This is a genomic window from Massilistercora timonensis (assembly GCF_048354975.1).
Lineage (GTDB): Bacteria > Bacillota > Clostridia > Lachnospirales > Lachnospiraceae > Massilistercora > Massilistercora timonensis.
In genome coordinates this window covers 1-9566 of sequence record NZ_DBGCJQ010000005.1, presented here as the reverse complement: position 1 = coordinate 9566, position 9566 = coordinate 1, and the positions used below count along the sequence as shown (strand labels likewise).

8 protein-coding genes, 1 other RNA gene and 1 pseudogene are annotated in these 9566 nt (G+C 53.6%); 9 read left to right on the top strand and 1 reads right to left on the bottom strand.

The annotated features are described in order from the left end of the window. From ACML7B_RS00270 to tadA, 3 genes and pseudogenes are all read left to right on the top strand, one after another. Nucleotides 1–545, top strand: a pseudogene (locus ACML7B_RS00270) (deoxyguanosinetriphosphate triphosphohydrolase); the annotation flags it as partial. Between the two features lie 61 nt (nucleotides 546–606). Continuing rightward, nucleotides 607–1371, top strand: coding sequence for a DUF6128 domain-containing protein (locus ACML7B_RS00265; RefSeq protein ID WP_346707511.1), 765 nt, complete (start codon nucleotides 607–609; stop codon nucleotides 1369–1371). A gap of 22 nt (nucleotides 1372–1393) precedes the next feature. Beyond that, nucleotides 1394–1861 carry a tRNA adenosine(34) deaminase TadA gene (tadA, locus tag ACML7B_RS00260; protein WP_346707512.1) on the top strand — a complete coding sequence of 156 codons (468 nt, stop codon included), beginning with the start codon at nucleotides 1394–1396 and terminating at the stop codon, nucleotides 1859–1861. A gap of 32 nt (nucleotides 1862–1893) precedes the next feature. On the opposite strand, the gene ffs is transcribed toward tadA, so the two are convergent. After that, an RNA gene (gene ffs, locus ACML7B_RS00255) (signal recognition particle sRNA large type) lies at nucleotides 1894–2155 on the bottom strand. A gap of 54 nt (nucleotides 2156–2209) precedes the next feature. On the opposite strand from ffs, the gene ACML7B_RS00250 reads away from it, so the two are divergent. The 6 genes from ACML7B_RS00250 to ACML7B_RS00225 form a co-directional block, all read left to right on the top strand. Further along, nucleotides 2210–4006: a B12-binding domain-containing radical SAM protein gene (locus ACML7B_RS00250; protein ID WP_418538762.1), complete on the top strand. Its 1797-nt coding sequence runs from the start codon at nucleotides 2210–2212 to the stop codon at nucleotides 4004–4006. A gap of 265 nt (nucleotides 4007–4271) precedes the next feature. Continuing rightward, nucleotides 4272–5675 (top strand): VanW family protein, encoded by a 1404-nt coding sequence (locus tag ACML7B_RS00245; protein ID WP_418538761.1) that lies wholly within the window; start codon nucleotides 4272–4274, stop codon nucleotides 5673–5675. A gap of 19 nt (nucleotides 5676–5694) precedes the next feature. Then, on the top strand, nucleotides 5695–6552 hold the full coding sequence (locus tag ACML7B_RS00240) for an AIR synthase-related protein (protein WP_346707515.1): 858 nt from the start codon (nucleotides 5695–5697) through the stop codon (nucleotides 6550–6552). A 14-nt stretch (nucleotides 6553–6566) separates the two neighbouring features. Continuing rightward, nucleotides 6567–7058 carry a tRNA (cytidine(34)-2'-O)-methyltransferase gene (locus ACML7B_RS00235; protein ID WP_106789615.1) on the top strand — a complete coding sequence of 164 codons (492 nt, stop codon included), beginning with the start codon at nucleotides 6567–6569 and terminating at the stop codon, nucleotides 7056–7058. A gap of 143 nt (nucleotides 7059–7201) precedes the next feature. Next, on the top strand, nucleotides 7202–7510 hold the full coding sequence (locus ACML7B_RS00230) for a hypothetical protein (RefSeq protein WP_346707516.1): 309 nt from the start codon (nucleotides 7202–7204) through the stop codon (nucleotides 7508–7510). Between the two features lie 47 nt (nucleotides 7511–7557). Next, nucleotides 7558–9566, top strand: a 2009-nt coding sequence (locus ACML7B_RS00225) for a V-type ATP synthase subunit I (protein ID WP_418538758.1), incomplete at its 3' end; no start/stop codon positions are given.

Genomic DNA, 9566 nt, shown 5'->3' with positions numbered 1-9566 from the left:
CGGCGGACAAGCTGGAGGAGTTGTATCTGCGGGGCAGAGAGCGGCATGTGGAAGATCCGGAGGAATACGCCATCAAGAACTGGATCGTGCGGGTGCAGGGATTCCTTATCAACTGCGCTACCTTTGGATTTACTTCCAATTACAATGCCATCATGAAAGGGGAATACCGGTACGACCTTTTCCACCGGACCTTCGGGGAGAAGCTGATGGATCTGCTGGGGGATCTGGCGTTCCGCAAGGTATTTACCTCAGACGCCATCTACCGGATGGAGGTGGCGGAATCCGCCATGATCGATTTCCTGATGGATAAATTCATCCGGGCGGTGATCCGTTACGATGTGCCCGGGGAGAAGCTGGGGACTATCGAGAATCGGATGGTTTCCTTTATCTCCAGCAATTACAAGAATGCCTATCATTATCACGCGCAGGGAAAGAGCGAGGAGGAAAAACTGTATCTGCGGCTTCTCCTGGTGACGGATTATATCTGCGGGATGACGGACAGCTACGCTAAGCGTCTGTATCAGGAGATCAAAGCCATCGTATAGGTATTTTTTGCGGACGGACCGAATAGATTGTGGTAAATAGATCCGAAATGGAAGTGGATGTTTGAAACAATTTATCCGTTATCTGTATGAGTATGAGCAGGGAAAGAGAGTCCGCAATGTAGGGTTTGTAAGGGTAGAGCAGACGGAAGAAGCAACCCTGGTCCATATCCATGGAAAGGGACTGCGGATCGCCGGGAACCGGCAGCTTGGGCTCTACCTTTTTTATGAGACAGATAAGGAATGCGTGGGGATTCCCCAGGGGATCCTGGAAAATGTGAATCCGGCGGTGAACTACCGGCTTCGCTTTACCAGGGAAGATACCGGAGTTCCGGAGAATTATGCCCGGATCGACGGAGTGATCCTGGAGGCGGAGGGCGGACGGCGGTACGCCGCAGTGTGGGACGACATGCCGGTGGATGTCAACGGGATGAAAGTCTGGGAGGAGGCTCCGGAGGAAGTGGCGCCTGAGCCGGAGGAGGTTTCTGTGGAAGGGCAGGAAAAGCCGGTGTCCGGGGAGAGCAGGCGCTGCAGCGGCCGCAGGATCCAGCGGAAAGACCTGGCAGAACTGCCCCGGTGCGAGTGGAGATGGTCCAATAACAGTTTTCTGCTCCACGGATATTATAATTACCGGCACCTGTTACTGATCGAAGACGGAGAACAGCTGAAACTGGGGGTTCCCGGAATCTATCATGAGAAGGAGGCCAACGCCGCCCGGGCGTTTGGATTTGGAGAGTTTATACCGGCGGAAAGGATCTCTGATCTGCCGGCGCAGGAAGACCAGGAGGAAGAAGAGTTCGGTTACTGGTGCGTTCCGGTGCGAAGATAGGGACCGGATCAAGGAGGAAGAGATGGATACAGATGAGAAATACATGCGGGAAGCCATACGGCAGGCGAAGAAAGCCTATGCTATCGGAGAGGTGCCCATCGGCTGTGTGATCGTATATCAGGATAAGATCATCGGGCGGGGATACAACCGGCGCACCATTGACAAGAACACTCTGTCCCATGCGGAACTGACGGCCATCCGGAAGGCCAGCAGGAAGATGGGGGACTGGCGGCTGGAAGGGTGCACGCTGTATGTGACTCTGGAGCCCTGCCAGATGTGTTCCGGCGCCATTGTCCAGTCCCGGATGGACCGGGTGGTGATCGGCTGCATGAACCCCAAAGCCGGCTGTGCAGGCTCCATCCTGAACCTGTTGCAGATGGAGGAGTTTAACCATCAGGTGGATATTACGACCGGAGTCCTGGGAGAGGAGTGCAGCCAGATGATGAAATCATTCTTCCGGGAACTGCGGGAGAAAAAAAGAAGGGATTGATCATGTCAATCCCTCATTTCTTTCTTCTTTTTTCGTGCGCTGCGCTTCGAACGAGACTTCACATACGTTACCTTGGCAGTTGACTCGGCCCAGGCACCCTTACGGCACCCGGAAGATTCCGCTTAGTGCTGCTTCGTTCCCGACCTGACACGGTTCACGGATTTCCGTCGCGTAAGACCCGGACTTCAGTGCCACTTGCCAAGGGCAGCTCTGCAAAGCAAGCCCTCTGCGCAGCATCACCCCTGCTATAGCGGATTGCAGGTACAAGGTACCGCTAACACCCCGGCTGCACGAGACTTAATTTTAACGTGTTTTTTCAGAAATGTCAATGGATATGAAGGAGAAGCCATGAAAATTCTGCTGACAGCGATCAATGCAAAATACATTCACTCTAATCTGGCGGTATATGACCTGCAGGCTTATGCCAGGAAGGAACTTGCCGGGGAGAGCCCGGTGGAGATCAAGATCCGGGAATATACCATCAATCAGCAGCCGGATGAGATCCTGGGAAGTATTTATGAGGAACAGGCGGATGTGCTGTGCCTGTCCTGCTATATCTGGAATCTTCAGACAGTAGAGCTTCTGGTGCGGGACTTGTCCCGGATCCGGCCCGGGTTTCCCATCTGGCTGGGAGGGCCGGAGGTATCCTATGACAGCAGGGATGTGCTGAGACGGCTGCCTCAGGTGAAGGGCGTGATGAAGGGAGAGGGGGAAGAGACCTTCGCCTGCCTGTGCGGGCTGTGGGGGCAGGGAGATCCTTCCGATGAAGACCTGGCGGGTGTGGACGGGATCACTTTTCGCGGATCGGATGGACAGATTGTGGAGAATCCCTGGCGGGAGCCGATGGATCTGGATCAGGTGCCCTTTGTGTACCAGGACCTGGAGCGGTTTGAGAATAAGATCCTGTACTATGAGTCCAGCAGGGGCTGTCCCTTTTCCTGCAGCTACTGCCTGTCCTCAGTGGACAAGAAGCTGCGGTTTCGAAGTTTTTCTCTGGTGAAGAAGGAACTGCAGTTTTTCCTGGACCGGAAGGTTCCCCAGGTGAAGTTCGTGGACCGGACTTTCAACTGCGGACATGCCCATGCCCGGGAGATCTGGCAGTATATCCGGGATCACGACAACGGGGTGACGAATTTTCACTTTGAAGTGTCGGCAGATCTTCTGAACGAGGAGGAACTGGAGCTTCTGGGGACCATGCGGCCAGGGCTTGTCCAGCTGGAGATCGGCGTGCAGTCCACCAATCCCAGGACCATCCGGGAGATCCGGCGGACCATGGATCTTGAGAAGGTTGCCCGGGCGACAGAGCGGATCCGGCAGCAGGGGAACATTCATCAGCATCTGGATCTGATCGCAGGGCTTCCCTATGAAGACCTGGCAAGCTTCACCCGGTCTTTTGACCAAGTATACCGGATGAAGCCTCATCAGCTTCAGCTGGGTTTCCTGAAGGTGCTGAAGGGCTCCTGGATGAAGGAGCAGGAGGAGGCTTACGGTCTGGTCTGCAAATGGGAGCCGCCCTACGAGGTGCTGCGCACCCGGTGGCTGTCTTACGAAGACGTGCGTCTGCTCAAAGGCATCGAGGAGATGACGGAGGTTTACTACAACAGCAGGCAGTTTGAATATACCATGGAAGAACTGGAGCGGGAATTTGCCTCACCCTTCCGGATGTATGAAGCATTATGGGATTATTATAGGAAGAAACAGCTTGAGGAGCAGCAGCATCGAAGAAGCGCCCGTTATGAGATCCTGCTGGGATTCCTTGAAGAGCGGATTCCCGGGAAACAGGAATACTTCCGGGAACTTCTGGTCTACGACTATTATCTGCGGGAGAATGCCAAGAGCAGGCCGGGATTTGCCGGGGAGGAGACGGTTTCCGCAGGGGAAGCGAGAGCCTTCTATGAGAGGGAGGAAAAGGAACGGACATTCCTGCCTGCCTATGAGGGATTTGACAAGAAGCAGCTGCGCAGGATGACCCACCTGGAGCGTTTTCCGCAGCTGGGGAAGACGGTTCTCTTTGACTATCTGGAGAGGAGCCCCCTTACGGGAGAGGCCAGGACCTGTATCCTGGAAGGCAACCGAAAAGAGGAAAATATCACCGAAAAACTGGAGAATGCTTCTTGCAAAAACGGGATAAAGAGTATAGAATGAAGTGAAATGGGTCAAAGAAAGGGAATAAAATGGATTTTCATAACAGAAATACAAGACGTGTGATCGCGATCATCATCATGGTGGTCATCGTGGCGATGGTAGCCACCTCGGTTATACCCTATCTGATGGTCTAAAGGGAAACGGGAAGTGAGCAGGGAACATGGCTGACGGGATTCGAAAGAGAAGACAGCACCACGGACGGATGGCAAAAAAGAGGCGGAAAAGGGCGCAGGTCCTTTTTGGCCTTGTTTTGGCGTGTGCGGTTTTGGCGTTTGGGATCACCTATTTCACGCTGTATCGCTATGTGTCCAAATTTCCGCAGGATGTGGTCTGTGAGAATATCTATATTGGAACGATGAACGCCTCCGGCATGACCCGGGAGGAAGTGCTGAAAGGAATGGAAGCACATCTGAAAGAGGATCAGGCGAAGACAGTGACTCTGAAGGTGGGAAAAGAGAGCGCTGAGGCAACACTGGAGGAATTCGGGATCTACTACCGTGATATGGAGAAGACTGTAGACAAGGCAGTTTCCTACGGAAAAGACGGTGGGGTCTTCAGCAGATATCTGAAGCTGCGCAAGCTAAAGAAAGAAAAACTGGTACTGGATGAGAAGATCACGGTAAATGAAGAGAAAGGTGAGGCGATCCTGAAGGAGCGGGCTGTGCCCATTGCAGATCATGCCAAGGACGCAGCGATCAGCCGTACCGGGACCGGCTTCTCTATTGAGGCGGAACAGGAAGGGACCACGGTGGACGTGGCCAAGTCTCTGACAGCGCTGGAGGAATACCTGAACCAGGGCTGGAAGCATGATGATTTTACCCAGGAAATGGTACTGGTGAAAGAGGAGCCTAAGATCAAGGCGGCGGACCTGGAAACGATCCAGGATGAACTAGGATCCTTCTCCACAGACGCCGGCGGCGGCGAGCGGTGGAAGAACCTGGAGACCGGATCGAAGAAGCTTAACGGGACCATCCTGATGCCGGGAGAAGAGGCCTCCGTTCATGACCTGACCGCACCTTATGATGAGGAACACGGCTATGTACCGGCAGGAGCCTATGAGAACGGACAGGTAGTGGAGAGCTATGGCGGCGGGATCTGCCAGGTGTCCACCACCTTATACAACGCGCTTCTCTATGCGGAGCTGGAGATCGTGGAGCGTTATCCCCACTCTATGCTGGTCAATTATGTGGATCCTTCCCGGGATGCGGCCATCGCCGGGGACACCAAGGATCTGAAATTCAAGAATAATCTGGATACGCCTATTTATATTGAGGGCGGTATTGACGATTCCAACCAGCTGTATTTTGCCGTCTACGGGAAGGAGACCCGGGACGCCAACCGCAGCGTGGACTATGTGAGCGAGACTCTGGCAGAGGAAGAATATGACGTAAGATATGAAGAAAATCCGGGGGCGGCCCTGGGCTCCATGTCTTATTCGGGAAGTCCCCATGTGGGGAAATCCGCAAGGCTGTGGAAAGTGGTTTCAGTAGACGGGAAGGAAGTAGAGCGGGAGAAGGTGAACGAGAGCCATTACAGCAAATCTGACCAGGTAGTCAAAGTTGGAACGAAATCGGATAATGCAAATGCAGCGGCGGCGGTAAGGGCTGCCATCGCCACTCAGGATTATTCCAAGATCATGGCGGCGATCAGCCAGGCCGGAGGGGCGTAAAGAAAAGGGAGACAGTTTAATGGGAGACAGTGTATTATCGCAGGAGATAGCGATTGGATACGGAACAACAGAAAAAAGCGGACTTTATGCGGTGGTGACGGCGGTGAACGCCGTCATGGCCGCGGGGGCCAAAAGTGTAGGGGCCCGAGTGCGCATAGAATGCCCGGAAGGGACAGAGAAGGCACGGATCTATGGGATGATGAAACCGATCCGTGCCTTTTGTCGTGGAGAAGGGATTACTCTTATAGAAGACGGGATCCGGATCAGCCCGGCGGTGTCACGCGCTGTGACGGTGGCCGCTGCGGCGGGGGTGAAGGAGAGAGACAAGGAAGTGCAAGAGCCGGGGCCGGGACAGGATATCCTGCTTACCAGATGGGTGGGCCTGGGTGGAATGGTGCAGGCTCTGTGGGAGCGCCGGGAGGAGTTGGAGAAACGGTTTCCCCCGGGATTCCTAAGACAGGCAGGGGAGATGGAAGCCGGCCTTTTTGCCGGGAGAGAGGCGGCCCTTGCCTGGGAGCGGGGCGCAAGTTACGTACAGGCAGTAGGCGAGGGCGGCGTTAAGGCGGTGCTCTGGGAGATGGCCAAAGTTCTGGAATGCGGAGTGGATGTGGATCTGAAAGCGCTGCCCATCCGTCAGGAGACGGTGGAGATCTGCGAGTATCTGGGGTTGAATCCCTATCAGCTTTCTTCCACCGGCAGTCTGCTGATCACAGCCCCGGAGGGAGAAGCGCTGGCCGGGAAATTGGCGGCGGCGGGGATCCCGGCGGCAGTGGTAGGGCGCCTTACAGATAATAATGACAAGATCCTGCGAAGCGGCGAAGAGGTGCAGTACCTGGATCGCCCTGCGCCGGACGAGATCCGGAAGATCTATACATAAGCGGAGGAAAAGACATGTTGAATATTGTGTTACATGAGCCGGAGATCCCGGCCAACACCGGAAATATCGGACGGACCTGCGTGGCCACCGGGACGCGCCTGCACCTGATCGAACCCCTGGGATTCCGGTTAAATGAGAAGAACCTGAAGCGGGCGGGGATGGATTACTGGGAAGACCTGGATGTGAGGACCTATATTGATTACCAGGACTTCCTGGAGAAAAATCCGGGAGCAAAGATCTATATGGCCACTACCAAGGCGGAGAGAGCGTACACAGAAGTCTCCTACGAACCGGACTGCTATATCATGTTCGGGAAGGAGAGCGCGGGGATCCCGGAAGAGATCCTGGTGGACCACCGTAAGACCTGTATCCGGATTCCCATGGCAGGCGGGATCCGTTCCCTGAACCTGGCGAATTCCGTGGCAGTGGTGCTGTATGAAGCACTGCGCCAGAATCAGTTCCCGGGAATGGAACTCTCAGGACATCTCCACAGGCTGGAATGGTAAATTGCAAGAAATCTTGCAGAATTGTATGTAGGAAATCCCGGATATTGGGCGAAAAAATAATAAATTAATGGACTTATTGTTAAAATTATATTATAATTTTAAGAACAAGACTAAAAAAGGAGAAAAAGAGAGGTGGTGAACAAATGGTAGAAGAAACCATTAAAACCATCAGGGAGGCGGAGAAAGAAGCTGGGGAATTGGTGAAAAAAGCCGATGAAACTTGCACCGAAATCCTTGAGAACGCTGCCGCCGAGGCGAAGACGATAAAAGAGACATCGTCCTCGGACGCAAAGGCAAAAGCGCAGGCTGATCTCAGTCAGGCGAAGGAAGCTGCGGAAAAGTCGGCGAAAGAAGCTTTGGAACAAGTAGAAGCAGAAATCGCGTCGTTACGGCAGTCCGCCCTTGCGAAGGAAGAGGAGGCAGTGAATTCCGTCATAGCAGAGTTGATCTGATGTGACCGGGATAGTATGAAATCTGAGAGAAAAGGAGGGATAGGGATATGTCAGTATTGCAGATGCAAAGAATAAGTATCTGCGCGCTAAAAAAAGACAGGAAAGCAATTCTGGAAAAGATCCAGACCATGGGGATCATGGAGATGAACCAGATCGTCGATGAAGAAGACGGCTTTGAGAAGATGGATACGCTGGAAGCGAGACAGAGCTTTGAGAAGAAGGCCAATCTTCTGGATACGGCGCTGACAATTCTGAATACTTACGCCCCGGAGAAGCAATCCATGTTGTCCAGCCTGGAAGGCAAGAAACTGGTTGACCAGGAGAAATTCGCCAAAGTGGCTGCGGCCAGGGAAAGTACCCTGGAAAAAGCCAGCGCCCTGGTAGGATGGGACAAGGAGATCGCTGAGAGCCGGGCCGGCATTCAGAAGCTGGAGAACCAGATCGAGTCGCTGACTCCATGGTTAGGCCTGGATGTGCCGATGGACTGTGAAGGAACCGGCAGAACGGCAATGCTGCTTGGGACCATGCCCGGGGAAGTGACTCTGGAGTCCATTTATCAGTTGATCGCGGAGCGCTGTCCCGAGACCGAGGCCCTGGATGTACAGATCATCCTGAAGGATAAGGATGCGGCCTATGTGGTGGTTATCTGTATGAAGGAAGAAGCGCTGGCGGTAGAAGATGCCCTGCGGACCGGCGGATTTGCCCGGCCGTCCCAGACGGTGGACGAGATCCCCGCGGTGAAGAAGGAACAGCTGGAAGCCCAGATTGAAGAGCTGAACCAGCATATGGAAGCGATCTCAGAGAAGATCAAAGCCTGCGAGGACAGCAGAGAAGAGTTGAAAATGGTGGGAGACTATTTCCGGATGCGGACTAAGAAGTACGAAGTGCTGGGGACCCTTCCTCAGTCCGAGAGAACCTTCGTACTCAGTGGTTATGTGCCGGCAAAGGCGTCTGCAGCCGTGGAGAAAGCCATTGGAGAGAAGTTTGACTGTGTTGTGGATGTGGAAGACCTGAAGGAGGATGAGGAACCTCCGGTGCTTCTGAAGAATAACGCATTTGCATCCAGTGTGGAAGGCGTCCTTGAGGCATATGGAATGCCCTGTAAAGGCGAAGTTGACCCAACGGCGATCATGTCGTTCTTCTATGTATTTTTCTTTGGAATGATGCTTTCGGATGCCGCTTACGGCGCGATCGTGGCGATTGCCTGTTTCATAGTGCTCAAGAAGTTCCCGCGGATGGACAAGGGAATGCACAAGACGATCAAGCTGTTCATGTTCTGCGGTGTTTCCACTATTGTATGGGGTGTCCTGTTTGGAGGATATTTTGGCGACGTAGTCGATGTGGTGACAAGGACATTCTTTGGAGAACAGATCACGGTGCCCGCACTTTGGTTCGCGCCACTTAACGATCCTATGAAACTTCTGGTATATTCCATGTTGTTTGGATTGATCCATCTGTTTGTAGGACTGGGGATCAAAGGGTACATGCTGATCAGAGACGGGAAGATCCTGGATTTCTTCTGTGATGTAGTCCTGTGGTATCTGTTCCTGATCGGCCTGATCATGATGCTGCTTCCGTCTGATCTGTTTGCGTCTATCGCACAGATGGAGATCGTATTCCCGCCGGTGCTGAACACCGTGTCGAAGGGGCTGGCCATCGCCGGCGCTGTGGGAATCCTTCTGATGTCCGGACGGGACAACAAAAATCCGGTGCTGCGGATCGCGCTTGGCGCTTATGATCTCTACAACATTACCGGATGGCTCAGCGACGTGCTTTCTTATTCGCGTCTGCTGGCCCTGGGACTGGCGACGGGCGTTATCGCTTCCGTTGTCAATCAGATGGGAAGCATGCTGGGCAAGAGCATCGCGGGAGCAATCCTGTTTATCGTGGTATTTGTGATCGGACACGCAATGAACATGGCGATCAACCTGTTGGGCGCGTACGTGCATACAAACCGTCTTCAGTATGTAGAGTTCTTTGGAAAATTCTATGAAGGCGGCGGAAGATCATTTGAACCATTTGAAACGAATACAAAATATGTAGATATTAAGGAGGA